This is a genomic window from Streptomyces sp. PA03-3a (genome assembly GCF_033792735.1).
GTDB lineage: Bacteria > Actinomycetota > Actinomycetes > Streptomycetales > Streptomycetaceae > Actinacidiphila.
Genome location: NZ_JARAVM010000012.1, coordinates 146293 through 163438, shown reverse-complemented (window position 1 = coordinate 163438; position 17146 = coordinate 146293). Strand labels below are relative to the sequence as shown.

The following is a 17146-nucleotide window of genomic DNA, read 5'->3' as shown; positions in this document are numbered from 1 at the left end:
GCCTCGCCACCGACGGGCACCGGCCGGGGGGCGGGAGGACGCCGCAGCGGAACGACGGGCCCACGCTCCACCGGCAATCACCTCTCAGCTGTCACGACCGTCCCACCTGTGACGCCCCGCACGGGTGGCGGAAATCGAACACAAGTGGATCATTCAACTGACAATTACTCCGGCATATGGCGGAGCAGTCAAGAGACCAAAACGCGTCACCTCAGCGACAGTTGACGCGCATTCCGGTTGTGTTCACGAGCGAGGTGTGTGCGCCCGATGCACGACCTTGGCCGAACCAGCCACGAAGGCCGTACGGCACGGAGGGCGCACGAACAGGCGCACGGGCGCATTCGCCCGTGCGCCCGTCATGAACCGGTCACACAGTGAGACAGAGTGCGGGTGTTACCGCCGCCGCAGTCGCGCGGCCAGCGTGCGCCACCAGGAACGGCGCGGCGCGGGAACCGCGGCCGCGGCCCACGGGGTGGTGTACTCCGGCCCTGCCGCGGGCGGCAGTTCCGCGCCCACCGTGGGCGCCTGCTGCGAAGGCCGCGGGCGGGTCGGCGTCTGCGGGATGCGGGGCTCCTCGCGCACCTGCGTCTCACGCGGCGCGGCCTCCTGGTCCCCGAGGGGCTTGGCCGGGCTGAATTCCGCGGGCAGCGCGACCAGGTGGCGCGTCATCCACGCCGAGCTCGACTCCAGCTCCTCCTCCGGCACGGCCAGCCGCAGGTCGGGCAGGCGCATCAGCAGCGTGTCGATGCCCGTGTCCACGATGGCGCGGGCGATGTCCCGCCCGGGGCACTCGTGCGGACCGCTGCTGAAGGCGAGGTGCGAACGGTTGCCGAACACCGGCGTGCTCAGGTCCGGGCGGACGCGCGGGTCCACGTTCCCCGCAGCGATGCCCAGCATGATCATGTCGCCTTCCTTGATCTTCTGCCCGGCCAGCTCGGTGTCACCGGCCGCCCACCGACCGGGGAAGGCCGCCATCGGCGGCTCGTCCCACAGCACCTGCTCCAGGGCGTCGGGCAGCGTCATGTGCCCGCCGGACAGGTGGGCACGGAAGCGGGGGTCGGTCAGCACCATCTTCAGCGCGCTCGAGATGAAGTTGACCGTGGGCTCGTTGGCGGCCACGAGGAGCAGCCGCAGGTGCTCCGCGATCTCGTCGTCGGTGAGCTCGGCGTCGTCGCGCACGAGCCACGAGGTCAGGTCGCCGCCGGGGTCCGAGCGCTTGCGCCGCACGAGCTGCTGGCAGGTCGCCAGGACGTAGTCGTTGCTGGCCAGGGCGGTCTCGGTGCCCCGCATCAGGTCACGGGCCGCCTCCACCAGCTTCGGCCCGTACTCCTCGGGCATGCCCAGCAGCTGGGTCATGACCAGCACCGGCAGCTGCTCGGCGAACTGGGTCACCAGCTCCGCCTCGCCGGACTGGCAGAACTCGTCGACCAGCTGGTTGGAGAAGCGGATGATGTGCTGGCGGATACCCCGGCGGTTGAGGCGACCCATGCTGGTCGTCACCGCTCCGCGCAGCCGCTCGTGCTCCGCGCCGTCGGCGAAGACGCACAGCGGCTGCCAGGCGACCATCGGCAGCAGCGGCGAGTCCATGGCGACGTTTCCCTCACGGAAGTGCCGCCAGATGCGGGAGTCCCGGGAGAACCGCGAGGGATTCCGCATGGCCTCGAGGTTCTCGTGGTGCCCAAGGATGATCCAGGCATCCAGGTCACCGTGCACGAGCACGGGGGCCACGGGCCCGTACTCGGCACGCAGTTTCTCGTAGAGGGCCGTGGGGTCGGCCTCGGCCTCGGGGCCGTAGAGCCTCCGCAAAGCGCCCGGGCCGAGGCCGTGGGCGGGGCATTCGGGGGGTGGGGTGGTCACGGGACGCTCCTGATCACAGGCGGGGAAGGATCACAGGGCCGATGCGGCGGCGAGGGAGTGGAGATGGCGCATGAGCGTCATCAGCACGTCACGGACGGAGCTGCGGGACCGGGCGTCGCACTCCACGAGGGGAACGTGATCCGGCAGGTCCAGGGCGGACCGCAGCTCGTCGAGCGGGTGTTCCGGCGACTCGGGGAAGGAGTTGACGGCGACGACGAACGGCGTGCCGCGCTCCTCGAGCCGCCCTATCACGTCGAAACTGACCTCGAGGCGCCGCGTGTCGACCAGCACCACCGCACCCAGCGCACCTTCGAAGAGCCCGTTCCACAGGAACCAGAAGCGCTGCTGGCCCGGTGTCCCGAAGAGGTACAGGACCAGTTCGTCGTTGATGCTGATGCGGCCGAAGTCCATGGCCACCGTGGTGGCCGTCTTGCGTTCCACGCCGACGATGTCGTCCACGCCCACGCCGGCCTGGGTCATCGTCTCCTCGGTCGAGAGCGGCCGGATCTCACTGACAGATCCGACCAGGGTCGTCTTGCCGACCCCGAAGCCCCCGACAATGACTATCTTGACCGCGGCGGCTGCCGATTCCGGCAGAGCGTCCTCACTCCGCGGCCCCCTGACGCCGATCGCGTCAGAGCCTTTCAAGTCCATGCATCACCGCCTCAATCAATGCAGCGTCGGGAAGAAGTGCGGGCGCGATGGGCGGTCGTGCCTCCACCCGCTTGTCGGCCAGCAGATCCGCGAGAAGAACGGTCACCACGCTGACCGGGAGGTTCAGGTACGCGGATATCTCGGCGACGGACAGGGGAGAGGTGCACAGCCGCAGGATCGCGGCCTGTTCGGGCGCCATGCCCGGGGGTGGCCCCGAGCGGGCCCGCACCAGGGTGACCAGGTCGATGGCGGTCTCCTCCGAGTTTCCGCTTCGACCCCCCGTCACCACGTAGAGCCGCTCGGGGTTTCCGTTGTCCCACTCCTCCGCAGGTCCGTCGCTCATACGGCCTGCCCGTCCCGGCGCGGAGGACTGGTCAGGTGTGCGCCGATCCGCGCGACCAGGTCCCGCATCCGATTGCCCATGAGCCCGGCGTCGACGCCCTCGTCGGCGAGGACCGCGAGATACGCACCCGCGCCGGCGGCCATGAGGTAGAAGAAGCCGCCCTCCACCTCGATGACGACCAGCCGCATCCGTCCGTCGCCGTGCGGGAACTCACCGGCGATGGCCGCCGCGAGGCTCTGCAGACCCGCGCAGGCCGCGGCCAGGCGGTCGGCCGCATCCGTGTCGCCACCGTACTGGGCCATGCGCAGGCCGTCCGAGGACAGCACCACGACGTGCCGGGTCTCGGGGACGCCCGTCGCCAGGTCCTTGAGCATCCAGTCCATGTTGGCCCGCTGCTGAATCACGGCTACTCACCCTTATCTAACGTCTCGTCACTGTTGCTGTCAGAGGAGGTGGCAGTGCTCTCACCGGACACGGCGCTGGTGAAGGCGGCCAGCCACATGCCCGGTTGCACAGGATCCTTGCCCGGCTTCGGGCCCGACGTGGCAGTGACCGAGCCGTCGGCGGGCACGGCACCCACCCGTGCACCGGGGGCGGGACGCGGGGCCGGAGTGCGCCGCCGCCGCTGGGGGAGCCCGTTCACGTTCCTCTCGTGCACGACCGGTACGTCGTCCTCCGCCCAGACGGCGGCGGGTGGGGACGGCCGGGGACCCGTGACGGCGTCCGCCGCGGCGGACGTCCCGGGCACGGGTGCCGTCCGGGGGTCGGAGGCGCGCTGGTCCGGAACCACGGGCCGGGGGCCCGAGACGGAGCCGATGCCGTGCGCGAGGCCCGTGGCGTTCGCCACTGTGGTGATGACGTCCTGCGGGACGATCACCACGGCGCGCACCCCGCCGTAGGCGGAGGAGCGCAGGGACACCTGGAAGTTCCAGGTCGCCGCGAGGCGCCCGACCACCGCGAGGCCGAGGCGGGGGGTCTCGCCCAGGTCGCCCAGGTCGAAGCCGGCCTGGGCCTCCGCCAGGGCCCGCTCGGCACGGGTGCGGGACTCCTCGCTGAGGCCGACGCCGCCGTCCTCGATCTCGATGGCGATGCCGGACTGCACCTCGACGGCGGTGAGATGGACCCTCGTGTGCGGCGGCGAGTAGCGGGTGGCGTTGTCCAGAAGTTCGGCGATCGCGTGGATCAGCGGCTCGACCGCGGGTCCTACGACGGCCACCTCCGTCACGGAGTGCAGCTCCACGCGGGTGTAGTCGGTGATGCGCGACATGGCGCCGCGCAGCACGCTGAACAGGGGTACGGCCCGTCGCCACTGGCGTCCGGGGCGGGCGCCGCCGAGGACGGCGATGCTGTCCGCAAGCCGGCCGATGAGGGCGGTGCCGTGGTCGAGCTTGAGCAGGTCCCCGAAGACCTCGGGGGTGCGGCCGTGCCGGTCCTCCATCTCCCGCAGGTCACTGGCCTGCTGGTGGACGATGGCCTGCACGCGCCGGGCGATGTTGACGAAGGCCCGCTGCGAGGACTCGCGGACGTCCTCCTCCGCGGAGACGGCCTCCAGCACCGAGTGCAGCATCCGCTGGTGTGCGCGCTGGAATCCGGGTGTGAGGCCCTCGGCGTCCTCGTCGATGTCCTTGAGCACATCGGCGACGAACTCGCCTCGCTGCAGCCGCGCCACCGCGTTCGGCAGCTGCTCCCGGGCGAGCCGTTCGGTCTCCGCCTCCTGGCGGGACAGCCGGAACTGCAGCTCTTCCTCACGCCGTACGAGCTGCTCACGCAGCGCCCGTACGGCAGTGCCCCTTCGGGCGGTTTCGGCACCAAGGACGGCCACGGCCACCGTGGCGGTCAGACCGCACCACAGCACCGCCTCCCGGGCGCCCGACGGGACGGTCCATACGGCCACGGCGGTGACCGCCGCGACTATGCCGACCGGCAATAACCACGCGGACGTGGCCGTGGGCCGGCGGTCTCCGGGGGACGATCCAGCACGAACCATCAGCATCCTCAGGTGATCGCTAGTCATGGAACGAACACAGCACGAGCAGGCGGAGTCCGGCCTCAGCGGCTGGCAATCGGCCATCGGCCGGCGGGTGCGCCTGACCTGGCGTAATTGCTACAACACGCTGAGCCGCAAGTAGCATAGCCGCTTCCATTCCGTGGCTGATGCCTCCTCAAGATGCCTTTGGCACATGCCGATTGACGTATCGATACAGGTTCCACGGCGCTCGCGCAAACTCCCCGCGATCACGGATCCCACACCCGAGGGCCATCGAATCGATCATGACGGGTGACCGATATAAACTGTTTGACCAAGGATGGCTCCATCGACTCCGACGCCGGTTCCCGCACCTCGGGAGGCCCCCATGAGCGAGCAGCAACACGCCGGGCCGGCCGCCTCCGCGAGGGCCCCGGGGCGCCGCTTGCGCACGTCACGCGGCCCCGGCGGGACGCGCCCCGGCCAGGCCCCGCAAGGGCGGCGGGCGGTTCGGGCGGCGTTCGCGGACGGTGCCGGGCCTCCCGCCCAGCGGCCGGCCCCCCGAGGTCTGCCCGGGCGGTACGGCGGGGCCCCCGGGAGCAGGGCGGTGCGACAACGGCGGACGCCGTCCCGCCGCGCGCGGTGCGCCCGGACCGCGGGACCCGGGAGGCGCGCAAAAATTCGCTTCACCCGGAAGAGTGACGGGTACTTGCGCGCGGCGCCTCCAGGGAGCAATGTCACGCGCGCGGGGAGCGGGGACGTCCGATGACGGCCCGCGAACTGCAGGGGCTCGCCGCGATCGTCACCGGCGGCGCCACCGGGATCGGGCTCGCCACGGCGGAGACTCTGGCGGCGCGCGGCGCACGGGTCGCCGTGCTGGACCAGGCCCCCGGCCGGGCACCGGGGCACGTGCACGCACTCGCCGCCGACATGGCCGACGACACGTCCGTGCGCTGGGCGGTCGGCCGGGCCGTGGAGGACCTGGGCGGACTGGACATCCTGGTCAACAACGCGGGGACCGGGGCCGTCGGCACCGTGGAGGAGAACCCGGACGGCGAGTGGCGCCGGGTGCTGGAGGTCAACCTCCTCGGCGTGGTCCGGGCGAGCCGGGCGGCGCTGCCGTTCCTGCGCCGCTCCCCGTACGCGTCGATCGTCAACATCTCCTCGGTCACCGCCACCGCCGGGCTCCCCCGCCAGGCGCTGTACGCGGCGAGCGAGGGCGCCGTCCTCGCGCTCACCCTGGCGATGGCCGCCGACCACCTGGCGGAGGGCGTCCGGGTCAACTGCGTCACCCCCGGCACCGTCGACACGCCCTGGGTGGAGCGGCTGATCGCGTCCGCCCCCGACCCGGCGGCCGAGCGGGCCGCCCTCCAGGCACGCCAGCCCAGCGGGCGTCTGGTCACCGCCCAGCAGGTCGCCGACGCCGTCGCCTACCTCGCCGGGCCCGCGGCCGCCGCGGTCACCGGCACCGCGCTCCCGGTCGACGGCGGCCTGCACGCGCTGCGCCCCACGCCTCCCCTCCCTCCGGAGCGGCTGCCCTGAGCGGCGCGGGGGCAGGGGCAGGGGCATGGCCGCACCGGCTCCCGCGCGAGGAGCCCCCGCGGACGGGACGTCCTAGCATGGGAGACACGTATCCGCGGACATGGGACGCCCCAGATGGTCACGCCGGAGAGAGGCGCGGCGGCGCCGGCGAAGGCGCCGTTCGACCTCGCCTACGCCGCGTCCGCGCTGATCGACGGCATGGGCACGATCGTCGGCTGGACGGCCGCCGCGGAGCACCTGCTGGGCTATCCGCCCGCGGAGGCGCTGCACCGCCCCGCCACGCTGCTGCTCGCCTCACCCGAGCAGGCCGCCGAGGCGGTGGAGCTGGCCGCCCAGTGGCGCGACCACGACATCTGGGGCGGTCTGGTGGCCGCCCGGCACCGTGACGGACGGCGGATCGAGGTGGGCCTGCGAGTGTCCGCCCTGACGGCGCCCGACGGGCAGGAGCGCTGGCTGGTGTCGGCCATCGACCTGGCCAAGACCCCGTCCTGGGCGGTGAGCAGTGCCATCCTGGAGGGCTTCCTCACCCGCTCCCCGATCGGCATGGCCGTGCTCAGCCCCGACCTGCGGTACGTGTGGCTCAACGACACCCTGGAGCACTTCGGCGGCGTGCCGCGCGAGCGCCGCATCGGGATGCGCCTGGCCGACGCCCTGCCCGGAATGGACACCGGGGCCATGGAGGCCGTCATGCGCGAGGTGCTGCTGACCGGTGAGCCGGCGATCGACCACGAGTTCCAGGGCTGGACGCTCGCCTCCCCCTACCACGAGCGGTCCTTCTCCACCTCCTTCTACCGCATAAACGACGCCGAGGGCAGGTCGATGGGCATCTGCTACATGGCCATGGACGTCACCGACCGGTGGCGCGCCCGGGCCAGGCTCGCACTGCTCAACGAGGCCGGGGCGTGCATCGGCAGCACCCTGGACGTCACCCGCACCGCCCAGGAACTGGCGGACGTGTCCGTCCCGCGGCTCGCCGACTTCGTCACCGTCGACCTGCTGGAACCGGTGCTGCGCGGCGGCGAGCCGCCGTCCGGCGGCGGGCTCGGCGGGGTGCCGCTGTGCCGTGCGGGGATGCGCTCGGTGAACCCGGGCACCCCCGAGTCGATCGTCGCGCCCGGCGAGCGGATCAAAGCCGGCGACACCTCCCCTCATGTGCGCTGCATGACCACCGGCCGGTCCGAGGTGGAGGGCGACATCGCCATCGACCGGGCGTCCTGGCTCACCGACGACCCGGCCCGGGCGGCCAAGATCCGCGAGTTCGGGATGCGGTCGGTGATGTGGGTGCCGTTGCGGGCCCGGGGCACCGTCCTCGGCGTGGTGACCTTCATCCGGCACCGCCGCCCCGACCCCTTCGAGCAGGACGACCTGCTGCTCGCGGAGGAACTCGTGGCCCGCGCCGCGGTGTGCGTGGACAACGCCCGGCGCTGGACCCGCGAGCACGAGGCGGCGCTCACCCTGCAGCGCAGCCTGCTGCCCCAGACGCTGCCCGGAGGCACGGCGCTGGAGGTCGCCTCCCGCTATCTGCCCACCGACATCCAGGACGGTGTGGGCGGCGACTGGTTCGACGTCATCCCGCTGTCCGGGGCGCGGATCGCGCTGGTGGTCGGGGACGTGGTCGGGCACGGGCTCACCGCGGCGGCCACGATGGGGCGGCTGCGTACGGCCGTCCACACCCTCGCCGACATGGACCTGCCGCCCGACGAACTGCTGGCGCACCTGGACGACCTCATCATGCGGCTCACCGAGGAGGAGAGCGCCGACCCCTCCGTGGCCGCCACCGTCACCGGCGCCACCTGCCTCTACGCGGTCTACGACCCGGTGACCCGCCGGCTGACCATGGCCCGCGCCGGGCATCCGCCGCCGGCGGTCGTCGACCCCGGCGGCCGGGTCACCTTCGCCGAACTGCCCGCGGGGCCGCCGCTCGGTCTCGGCGCCATGCCCTTCGAGTCCGCCGAACTAGAACTGGCCGAGGGCAGCGTCATCGCCCTCTACACCGACGGCCTGATCGAGACCTTCGGCGAGGACGTCGACGTCGGCCTCGACCGGCTCGCGCGCGCCCTGGCCCACCCCGAACTGCCGCTGCAGGCACTGTGCTCGGGTGTGCTGGAGCGCCTGCTGCCCGGTCCGCCCGCCGACGACGTGGCCCTGCTCGTCGCCCGTACGCACGCGTTCGCCCCGGACCGGTTCGCCGCCTGGGACCTGCCGGTCGACCCGGTGGTCGTCAGCGAGGCCCGCGCACTGGCCGGCCGCCAACTCGCCGAGTGGGGCCTGGAGGAGCTGCGGGCGACCACCGAACTGGTCGTCAGCGAGCTGGTCACCAACGCCATCCGGCATGCCTCGGGACCGATCCGGCTGCGCATGATCCGGCAGTCGGTCCTCATCTGCGAGGTCTACGACGGCAGCAACACCGTGCCGCGGCTGCGGCACGCCCGGACCACCGACGAGGGCGGCCGCGGGCTCTTCCTCATCGCCCAGCTCACCCGCCGGTGGGGCACCCGCTACACCGCCGACGGCAAGCTGATCTGGGCGGAGCAGGAGATCCCGGACATCCCCCGGGGTTGAGCCTTCGACGCGCGACCAGGGCGGTGGTGGTCGGCGAGATCGGGCGGCCCGTCGGCCCGCGCGGGCGGGGGCGGCGCGGGCCGGGGGCGTCGCGGCGGTCAGCCCTGGAACGCCGCCGCGTCCATGTACACGACCTCCCACAGGTGGCCGTCCGGGTCCTGGAAGCTGCGGCCATACATGGGGCCCTGCTCCATGGGCTCGTTCGAGGGGTGTCCGCCCGTGGCCAGGGCCGTGTCGGCCAGTTCGTCCACCCGCTCCCTCGACTCGACGCCGAGGCAGACGATGGCCTCCGTGGTCTTGGTGGCGTCGGCGACCTCCTTCTTGGTGAACTGCCGGAAGAAGGGCTCGACGAGCAGCATCGCGAAGATGCCCTCGCCGATCACCAGGCAGGCGGCGTTGTCGTCGGTGAACCGGTCGTCGAAGGAGAACCCGAGGCCCCCGAAGAACGCCTTCGACCTGGGCAGATCCTGCACGGGAAGGTTGACGAAGATCTGGGTCGACATGGTGCGCCTCGTTCCGTTCCGGGGGTTCTGTCAGTGGTCTGTGCTGAAGTAGATCCGTGGGCGCTCCGGAACTCATCGGAAGGCGGAGGAGAATCATGAGCGATCTCGCTGCACCCCCGGACGTGGCGCAGGAGCTGGAGCGGTACCGCGCGGAGCTGACCGGCTACTGCTACCGGATGCTGGGCTCGGCATTCGAGGCGGAGGACGCCGTCCAGGACACCATGGTGCGCGCCTGGCGCTCGTACGACCGCTTCGAGGGGCGCTCCAGCCTCCGCTCCTGGCTCTACCGCATCGCCACCAACGCGTGCCTGGACATCCTCGGCGGTACGGGGCGCCGCGCCCGCCCGATGGACCTGGCCTCACCGGGCGGCGCCGAGGGCCCGCTGCCCGGCACCCTGCCGGAGAGCACCTGGATCTCGCCCGCCCCCGACGGCCGCGTCCTTCCCGCGACGAGCGACCCCGCCGATCTCGCCGACCAGCGCGAGAGCGTGCGCCTGGCGTTCGTCGCCGCGCTGCAGCACCTCGCGCCGCGCCAGCGGGCCGTGCTCATCCTGCGGGAGGTGCTGGCCTGGAAGGCCGCCGAGGTCGCCGAGCTGCTCGACACCACCGTCGCGTCGGTCAACAGCGCGCTGCAGCGTGCCCGCGCCACGCTCGCCGCCGCCGGCCCGGCCACGACCGACCCGGCCCGTCCGCTCGACGAGGAGCAGCGCGCCCTGCTCGGCCGCTACGTCGCCGCCTTCGAGTCCTACGACCTCGACGCCCTCACCTCGCTGCTCCACGAGGACGCCACGCTGTCCATGCCGCCCTTCGGCCTGTGGCTGCGCGGTCCCGCGGACATCCGGGCCTGGATGCTCGGGATCGGCGCCGGCTGCCGCGGTTCGCGGCTGGTCCCCGTCACGGCCAACGGCACCCCGGGTTTCGGGCAGTACCGGCCCCGCCCCGGCGGGGGGCACGAGCCGTGGGCGCTGCAGGTCATCGAGATATCACAGGGCCGGATCACCGGGCTCAACTCCTTCCTCGACACCCAGCGGCTCTTCCCGCTGTTCGGCCTCCCCGCGCGCCTCGAGCCCGAGGCCCGCTAGCCCGCCCAGCCCGGTGAGCGCGAGCAGTTCCCGCAGCGCGCCCCCGGCGCCCCGCAGCCGTATCCGCCCGCCGTGGCGCCGTGCGGTGAGCTGCAGCCGTACGAGGGCGTCGACCAGCACGACGTCAGGGGCACCCTCGAGCCCTCCCACGTCGCACGTCACCGTGCCGCCGCCGCGCTCGGCCAGCAGTACGCGCACCCGCTCGGCCAGCGGCGCGATCCCGGCGCGGTCGAGCCTTCCGGTCAGGACGAGCACGGCGGGCCCACCGCCCGGCCTGGACGCGGGCGGAGGCGGGGGCGGAGGCGGGGGCGGCGCCGGCCGGGCCATGGGCGACCTCCTGGAGCGGGATCCGGGCGCGGGCGTACGGGTCCCGTACGCCTCGGTACATCCCTAGGACCGGCGGCGCGGCCGTAATCCATCGCCGCCGCGCGTCACCGTCCGAACAGCGCCGCGATCTCCCGGGGGTCCCAGGCCCCGTCCGCGCACTCCGCGAGGTAGGCCGCGATGCCGGGCAGGTCCCAGGCGCCCGTCTCCGCCAGGCCCTCGGCGATGTGCCGCAGGTAGATCCCGGACGGCCTGACGTGCTCGGCCCCGCCCGAGCCCCAGGGCGCGGTGAAGACGAGCACCGGGTGACCGTCCACGTCCCCGGGGTACAGCAGCGTCTCGTAGCGCCCGTCGCCGAGCCGGGCCCTGCCGTGCCGCAGCACCTCGCCGAGGTCGAGGTCGGCGCCCGGTGAACGGTACATCTCCTGGGCGACGATGTCGGAGAACTGACCTACCGTCAGCAGGTGGGCCCGGGCCCGCACTCCGCCGCCCGGCGCGTCGCCGTCGTAGAAGGCCCGGCCGCCCGACCAGACCGGCGAGCGCGTCGCGAAGTACATCCGCCCCGGCAGTTCCAGCGGCACCGACCGCAGCGGCGGCCGCGCGTCCCGGCAGCCCGGGTACTCCCGGCCGCCGCCGGGCGGCACCCCACCGGCGAGATAGCTGCCGAGGCGCACGAGGTGGGTGTTGGAGCCGTAGGCCGCGTACCAGACGACGCCGGGCGGCCGGTCCCGCCGGCCGACGCTCCGGGGCCCCACGCGCTGCGGTGTGGTCACCGTTCCATGATGCGGGTGCGAGCGTGCGCCGCGGGCTCAGGCGGCCGGCACCGTGCCGCGGATCTGCCGCAGGAACGCGGCGTTGTCCGGGGTCGCCCGCAAGCGCTCCAGCAGCGTCTCGAAGCTCCCGGGACCGCGCAGGGCCCGGCGCAGCCCGCGGGCGGCGCTCAGTTCGGCGGGGCTGAGCAGCAGCTCCTCGCGACGGGTCCCCGACGGGGCCACGTCCACGGCCGGGAAGACCCTGCGGTCGGCGAGCCCGCGGTCCAGGCGCAGCTCCATGTTGCCGGTGCTCTTCAGCTCCTCGAAGAAGTAGTCGTCGGCCCGCGACCCGGTGTCGACCAGCGCGGTGGCCAGGATGGTCAGCGAACCGCCCTCCTCGGCGAGCCGCGCGGAGCCGAACAGCCGCTTCGGGCCGAGCAGCGCCGCCGCGTCCACACCGCCGGACAGCGTCCGTCCGCCCGAGGACGCCGCGTTGTTGTGGGCCCGGCACAGCCGGGTGAGGGAGTCCAGCAGCACGACCACGTCCCGGCCGGTCTCGACCAGCCGCTTGGCCCGCTCGACGGCCAGTTCGGCGACGGCGATGTGCTGCCGGGGCGTGCAGTCGAAGGTCGAGGCGACGACCTCGCCCCGCACCGATCGCCGCATCTCCGTGACCTCCTCGGGGCGTTCGTCCAGGAGCACCACCATCAGGAGGCACTCCGGGTGGTTGTCCGCGACCGCGTCGGCCAGCCGGCGCAGCAGCATGGTCTTGCCGGCCTTCGGCGGTGCCACGATCAGCCCGCGCTGGCCCTTGCCGACGGGGGCCAGCAGGTCCACGACACGGGTCGTCAGACCGCCCTTCGAGCACTCCAGGCGCAGTCGCTCGGAGGGGTGGAGCGGGGTCAGGTCCGCGAAGTGCCGCCGCCCGCGGGCCTGGTCGGCGGCCCTGCCGCAGACCTGCTCGGCCCGTACGAGGGCGCGCGAGCGGCCGGCCGTGGCCACGCCTTCGACGACGTCGCCCTTGCGCAGCCCGTACCGCCTGATCACCTCCGGCGGCACCGGGACGTCGTGCGGACCGTGCGCGTAACCGGCGGTGCGCAGGAAGCCGCGTCCACCCTCGACGTCGAGGATTCCGGCGACGGCGACGAGCCGTTCCCGGGGAGCGGGGGGTGCGGTGGTCGTGCCGGTCTTGCCGATTGCGTTGGTCGCCATCGTTGCACTGGGGTTTGTGGACATACGTGGTCCTCGGAAGAAGGGCGCGCACGGCGGCGGAATCGGCCGGCCGCCGGGACACGCGGCAGAAGAGGCGAAGCCTCGGGGAGATCGCCGGCGCGGGGCACGGGCGAAGGGAAAACCGACCGCAGCGGACTGCGGGAGCGGACCGCGGGGCGGTCACGGGAAGGCACCGGCGCCGAAGAGCGGCGCGCAGGCGTGCACTTCGCACTGTAGCACCGCGTCCACCGGATTCCTGCCCCGCAGCGGGCGCGGGTTCGTGTGCGGCGCCGTTGCGGTTGCCGTCGGTGGATGTGTGCGAGTGCGTTGCGCCTGCGGCGGGCTGCCCCCCGCCCTCCCCCAGCCTTCGGCCGGGGGGACCCCCCTCCCGGATGGTTGGTGCGGGCCTACGCGCGCGTGGTGGGCCGAGGGCGGGGCCTCCGGGGCGGGGCATTCTGTTCAGAATATTTATGTGCATGGCGGGCACTCGCTCTTGCCACCCCGGATGCCGCACACCACATGCACGTCAGCGTCCAGAACGCCGCCCTCCCCCAGCCTTCGGCCGGGGGTGCCCCCACCTCCCCCGTCCCCTCCGTCTCGTTCGGCGGCCAACGCCCGGAGGGGGGTGCACAGGCGGCCCGGGGCGCCGCGCCTGCCCTACTCGCCGTCAGCCGCCTCTCGGCCGAAGGCCGAGGGGAGGAAGTGCGGGGAGAGGACTGAGGCGGTCAGCCCGATGTGCCGGGTAGCGTCGAGCCGCCGGGGGACGGCCGGGTGTAGAACCCGCCCTTCAGGCCCGCGATGACCCCTTCGACCGTGCCCTTCGCCGGCCGGTCGAAGCAGGCGCTGACCACGAGGCCCACGGCGGACGAGCGGTCCGGGTCCTGCCCCCAGGCCGTCAGTTCCCGCCGGCCGCCGAGCGCGCGGCAGCCGTCTCCCGCGTCCGCCACGCCCTTCACCGCGAACCGCCCCGGCAGGGAGCCGCCCGCGAGCTTCTCCACCTGCCGGAAGGAGATCAGCGCACCGCCCACGGCGACCTTGCCGACGGGTGGGCACACCGAGTAGGCGACCACCTCCTGCTTCGTGCACTCGGCGCGCTCCTTGAGGGGCTGCGCGGCGACGAAACCGACCACCCGGCCGTCCGGGGCCGTGGCCACCAGGGACGTCCAGCCACTGCCGGGCAGCTTCAGCCGCAGCCCGGACAGGGCGTCCAGGCTGACGAGGTCGTAGGCGGAGTCCGTGCTCCGCGTCGGCGACGGCGACGGCGACGGCAGGGGCGTCTCCGGAGCCGGCATCGCGCGGTCGGGGGACGCGGCGGGGACGACGTGCTGCCCCCGGGGCATCGCGGGGTCCGTGGGCTGCAGCAACGCGGCGGCGACCACCGCCGCCGCCGTGAGACCGCCGAGCGCGGCCGCCGCACCTGCGGCCACCCGGCGCCGTCTGTGCCGCCGCACCCGTCGCCTGATCTGCGCCATCCGGTCGTGGGGTGCGGGCGTCTGCGGCACGACGCGCTCCAGCAGCACCGCCAGCTCCCACTCCTCCTCCGGCTCGGGCTCAGCGTTCACACCGCTCACCACCCCTCGCGAGGCTCGGCACGGCCGCGAGCTGCCCCCGCAGCATGGTCAGCGCCTTGGACGCCTGGCTCTTCACCGTGCCGGGCCGGCAGCCGAGCACCTCGGCGGTCTCCTCGACGCTCAGGTCCTCGAAGTAGCGCAGCACGACCACCGCCCGCTGCCGCGCGGGCAGCCGGCGTATCAGCACCGCGAGCGACTGCTCCAGGTCGACCGAGGCGAACGGGTCCTCCACCGCCGTCACCACCGTGTCCGGAACCTCGCCGTGCGGCACCTCGCCGCGCCAGCGGCGCTGCCACCACGACGAGGCCGTGTTCACCAGCGCCCTGCGCACGTAGGCCTCCGGGTTCTCCCCGGCTATGCCCCGCCACTTCGGCCACACCTTGGCCAGGACCGTCTGCAGCAGGTCCTCCGCCAGGTGCGTGTCGCCGGTCAGCAGCCAGGCGACCCGCAGCAACCGCGGCCCGCGCGCGGCGACGAACTCCTCGAAGTCCGCCTGCGCATCCCTCACCGTGGTGTCCTTGCCATCGCGTTCCTGTCCGTGCTTCGAGCAGCCTCACACCCGTTCGAACCGACCGGGACGCCGGATCGGTTGCCGGGAATCCGTGCTCGTCCTCGTTCGTTGCCGCCTCGGACAGCCGCGCGGCGCGTGGGCGTCCCCAACTGACCGCAGAAGAAAGGGCGTTCTCCGTGGCAACCGCACCCGACCAGTCGGAAGCAAGGGGGGCCGGCCTGTGAGCAGCGTCACCAAGGGCCTCGCCAAGGTCGAGGTCCGGCTCAAATGGGATCCCAGTCCGCTCGGCGCGCCCGTGAGCGACCTGGACATAGTGGCCGCGACCTACAGCACTGCCGACCTCCACGGCACTCCGGCCTACCTCGTCCACTTCGACAGCCGCTCCCCGGACGGCACCATCACGCTCAACCGCGACAGCAAGACCGGTAAGGGGCTGGGCTTCGACGAGGTCATGACCCTCGAACTCCACCGGCTCAGCCCCGCGTACCAGCGGGTCGTCGTCGGCGTGGTCGTGCAGCAGCACGACGGCCGGATGACCTTCGGCGACGTCGCGGGCACCGGTGTGCACGTGGTCGAGGGCCACACCGACCTCGCCGCCTCCGACCTCGGCGAGGTCGCCACCGCCACGGCCGCCACCGTCGGCGAGTTCCGCCGCGGCGACACCGGCGAGTGGCGCTTCCGGCCCGGCGTCCACGGCTACGACGCCGACCCGGCGTCCTTCGCCCGCGTGATGGGCGGCGGCCCCTCCTGATCGCCGCCCGGGAACGCCCGTGCCCTCCCGCGACGTACGCGGGAGGGCACGGGCACCGCTGAGCAGCGCCCCCGGCCCCGGGCCGGGCCTGGCTAGACGACGCCCTGCGCCGTCATCGCCTCCGCCACGCGCAGGAAGCCCGTCACGTTGGCGCCGAGGACGTAGTCGTCCGGTGTGCCGCCGTACGCCGCGGCGGTGGCCCGGCAGTGGGTGTGGACGTCGCGCATCACCTGTGCGAGCCGGGCCTCGGTCCGCTCGAAGGTCCACAGCTCGCGGGAGGCGTTCTGCTGCATCTCCAGCGCCGAGGTCGCCACCCCGCCCGCGTTGGCGGCCTTGCCCGGGCCGAAGAGCACGTCCGCCTCCCGGAAGACCTCGATCGCCTCCGGGGTGCACGGCATGTTCGCGCCCTCGGCGATCGCCAGCACACCGTTCTTCACCAGCGTCCCGGCGTCCTGCCCGTCCAGCTCGTTCTGCGTGGCGCAGGGCAGCGCGACGTCGCAGGGCACGTCGAAGACCGAGCCGCGCTCGGAGTACCGTGCCGAGGGCCTGGCCTCCGCGTACGCCGACAGCCGCGCCCTGCGCACCTCCTTGATCTCCTTCAGCAGTTCCAGGTCGATGCCGGCCTCGTCGACGACGTAGCCGCCGGAGTCCGAGCAGGCCACCACGGAGCCGCCGAGCGCGCGCACCTTCTCGATCGCGTAGACGGCGACGTTGCCCGAGCCGGAGACCACGGCCCGGCGCCCCTCGAAGCCCTGCCCGCGCGTGGCCAGCATCTCGGCGGCGAAGTACACCGCCCCGTACCCCGTCGCCTCGGTCCGCGCGTGCGAGCCGCCCCAGGCGACGCCCTTCCCGGTCAGGACCCCGGCCTCGAAGCGGTTGGTGATCCGCTTGTACTGCCCGAAGAGGTAGCCGATCTCCCGTCCGCCCACGCCGATGTCCCCGGCCGGCACATCGGTGTGCTCGCCCAGGTGCCGGTGGAGTTCGGTCATGAACGACTGGCAGAAGCGCATGACCTCGCCGTCGGAGCGGCCCTTGGGGTCGAAGTCGGAACCGCCCTTGCCGCCGCCGATCGCCAGCCCGGTCAGGGCGTTCTTGAAGATCTGCTCGAAGCCGAGGAACTTCACGATGCCGAGGTCGACGCTCGGGTGGAAGCGCAGGCCCCCCTTGTAGGGGCCGAGCGCGCTGCTGAACTCCACGCGGAAGCCCCGGTTGACCCGCACGCCTCCCTGGTCGTCCACCCACGGCACCCGGAAGATCACCTGCCGCTCCGGCTCGCACATGCGCTCCGCGATCCGGGTCCCGAGGTACTCCGGGTGCCGCTCCAGAGCCGGCGCCAGCGAGCGCAGCACCTCCCCCACCGCCTGGTGGAACTCCGTCTCGCCGGCATTGCGCCGGCAGACGTCCGCGTAGACGGCCTCGATGTGAGCACTGACGTTCATGCGCGCCTTCCCTCGTCCGATGTCCCGGACGCGCCCGCCGTGGCGCCGCGTCCGTCCGTTGCCCTGTCAACGAGTAC

Annotated in this window: 16 protein-coding genes; 4 read left to right on the top strand and 12 right to left on the bottom strand. The window is 73.1% G+C overall.

Annotated features, from left to right (window positions below; genetic code table 11):
* Window positions 1-393 precede the first annotated feature (393 nt).
* From PV342_RS17105 to PV342_RS17085, 5 genes are read right to left on the bottom strand one after another with little or no spacing between them, the layout of a single operon-like run.
* On the bottom strand, window positions 394-1857 hold the full coding sequence (locus PV342_RS17105) for a cytochrome P450 (protein WP_400805376.1): 1464 nt from the start codon (window positions 1855-1857) through the stop codon (window positions 394-396).
* 30 nt (window positions 1858-1887) lie between these two features.
* Window positions 1888-2511 (bottom strand): GTP-binding protein, encoded by a 624-nt coding sequence (locus PV342_RS17100; RefSeq protein ID WP_391576625.1) that lies wholly within the window; start codon window positions 2509-2511, stop codon window positions 1888-1890.
* On the bottom strand, window positions 2492-2854 hold the full coding sequence (locus PV342_RS17095) for a DUF742 domain-containing protein (protein WP_400805374.1): 363 nt from the start codon (window positions 2852-2854) through the stop codon (window positions 2492-2494). The genes PV342_RS17100 and PV342_RS17095 overlap by 20 nt, the downstream gene beginning before the upstream one ends.
* Window positions 2851-3237 (bottom strand): roadblock/LC7 domain-containing protein, encoded by a 387-nt coding sequence (locus PV342_RS17090; RefSeq protein WP_391577014.1) that lies wholly within the window; start codon window positions 3235-3237, stop codon window positions 2851-2853. Before PV342_RS17090 ends, PV342_RS17095 begins: the two co-directional genes overlap by 4 nt.
* A gap of 23 nt (window positions 3238-3260) precedes the next feature.
* A complete protein-coding gene (locus tag PV342_RS17085) occupies window positions 3261-4841 on the bottom strand; it encodes a sensor histidine kinase (protein ID WP_400805390.1) in 1581 nt (526 codons plus the stop codon).
* Between the two features lie 744 nt (window positions 4842-5585).
* On the opposite strand from PV342_RS17085, the gene PV342_RS17080 reads away from it, so the two are divergent.
* Window positions 5586-6362 carry an SDR family NAD(P)-dependent oxidoreductase gene (locus PV342_RS17080; RefSeq protein ID WP_400805372.1) on the top strand — a complete coding sequence of 259 codons (777 nt, stop codon included), beginning with the start codon at window positions 5586-5588 and terminating at the stop codon, window positions 6360-6362.
* A 114-nt stretch (window positions 6363-6476) separates the two neighbouring features.
* Window positions 6477-8924 carry a SpoIIE family protein phosphatase gene (locus tag PV342_RS17075; protein WP_500317719.1) on the top strand — a complete coding sequence of 816 codons (2448 nt, stop codon included), beginning with the start codon at window positions 6477-6479 and terminating at the stop codon, window positions 8922-8924.
* 98 nt (window positions 8925-9022) lie between these two features.
* Here PV342_RS17075 and PV342_RS17070 read toward each other — a convergent pair whose 3' ends face one another.
* On the bottom strand, window positions 9023-9427 hold the full coding sequence (locus PV342_RS17070; protein WP_386987900.1) for a VOC family protein: 405 nt from the start codon (window positions 9425-9427) through the stop codon (window positions 9023-9025).
* 95 nt (window positions 9428-9522) lie between these two features.
* Between PV342_RS17070 and PV342_RS17065 the strand changes: the two genes are divergently transcribed.
* Entirely contained in the window at window positions 9523-10509 is a 987-nt protein-coding gene (locus tag PV342_RS17065; protein ID WP_500317716.1) for a sigma-70 family RNA polymerase sigma factor, read from the top strand.
* On the opposite strand, the gene PV342_RS17060 is transcribed toward PV342_RS17065, so the two are convergent.
* The 5 genes from PV342_RS17060 to PV342_RS17040 form a co-directional block, all read right to left on the bottom strand.
* Window positions 10411-10764, bottom strand: a complete 354-nt coding sequence (locus PV342_RS17060; protein WP_329187136.1) for an STAS domain-containing protein — start codon at window positions 10762-10764, stop codon at window positions 10411-10413. The two genes, PV342_RS17065 and PV342_RS17060, sit on opposite strands and share 99 nt — an antisense overlap.
* Before the next feature lie 176 nt (window positions 10765-10940).
* Window positions 10941-11606: a histone deacetylase gene (locus tag PV342_RS17055; RefSeq protein WP_386987896.1), complete on the bottom strand. Its 666-nt coding sequence runs from the start codon at window positions 11604-11606 to the stop codon at window positions 10941-10943.
* A gap of 36 nt (window positions 11607-11642) precedes the next feature.
* A complete protein-coding gene (gene rho, locus PV342_RS17050) occupies window positions 11643-12821 on the bottom strand; it encodes a transcription termination factor Rho (RefSeq protein ID WP_500317714.1) in 1179 nt (392 codons plus the stop codon).
* A gap of 701 nt (window positions 12822-13522) precedes the next feature.
* Window positions 13523-14359, bottom strand: coding sequence for a hypothetical protein (locus PV342_RS17045; protein ID WP_500317712.1), 837 nt, complete (start codon window positions 14357-14359; stop codon window positions 13523-13525).
* Window positions 14349-14876 carry a SigE family RNA polymerase sigma factor gene (locus PV342_RS17040; RefSeq protein WP_018558472.1) on the bottom strand — a complete coding sequence of 176 codons (528 nt, stop codon included), beginning with the start codon at window positions 14874-14876 and terminating at the stop codon, window positions 14349-14351. The genes PV342_RS17045 and PV342_RS17040 overlap by 11 nt, the downstream gene beginning before the upstream one ends.
* A 223-nt stretch (window positions 14877-15099) precedes the next feature.
* On the opposite strand from PV342_RS17040, the gene PV342_RS17035 reads away from it, so the two are divergent.
* A complete protein-coding gene (locus PV342_RS17035; RefSeq protein ID WP_500317710.1) occupies window positions 15100-15630 on the top strand; it encodes a TerD family protein in 531 nt (176 codons plus the stop codon).
* A gap of 92 nt (window positions 15631-15722) precedes the next feature.
* Here the strand turns inward: PV342_RS17035 and gdhA are convergent, their stop codons facing one another.
* Window positions 15723-17069, bottom strand: coding sequence for an NADP-specific glutamate dehydrogenase (gene gdhA / locus PV342_RS17030; protein ID WP_400805363.1), 1347 nt, complete (start codon window positions 17067-17069; stop codon window positions 15723-15725).
* Between the last annotated feature and the right edge of the window lie 77 nt (window positions 17070-17146).